Below are 275 nucleotides of genomic sequence, written 5' to 3'. Positions count from 1 at the left end.
AAATTCAATGGAAGCTTGTGTTAAGCAAATTGATGATGCGGTGAGATATTCTGATGAATCAGGAGAATCGATGAGAGAAGTTGCGGAGCGTATAAAAGGGGTTTCTCAACAGGTTATTGCGATTGCAACTGCAACCGAACAACAGCGAAGCGCAAGCGAAGATATTTCGAAGTCTGCACAAACAATGCGAGAGTTGTCACAAACAGAAACTCAGTTGTTGCTGATTGGTCAGGAAAACTCCGATTCGTTAAAAGCGGCTTCAGCAGAATTAGACT

Annotated in this window: 1 protein-coding gene; it reads left to right on the top strand. The window is 42.5% G+C overall.

Going from position 1 to position 275, the window contains the following annotated elements:
- Nucleotides 1-275, top strand: a 275-nt coding sequence (locus tag R0K30_RS21810; protein ID WP_410612913.1) for a hypothetical protein, incomplete at both ends; no start/stop codon positions are given.

The organism is Bacillus sp. SIMBA_154 (assembly GCF_046536015.1).
GTDB classification, from domain to species: Bacteria; Bacillota; Bacilli; order Bacillales; family Bacillaceae; genus Bacillus; species Bacillus pumilus_P.
Note: the sequence above shows the minus strand (reverse complement) of the source record. Positions and strands in the feature narration are given on the sequence as shown.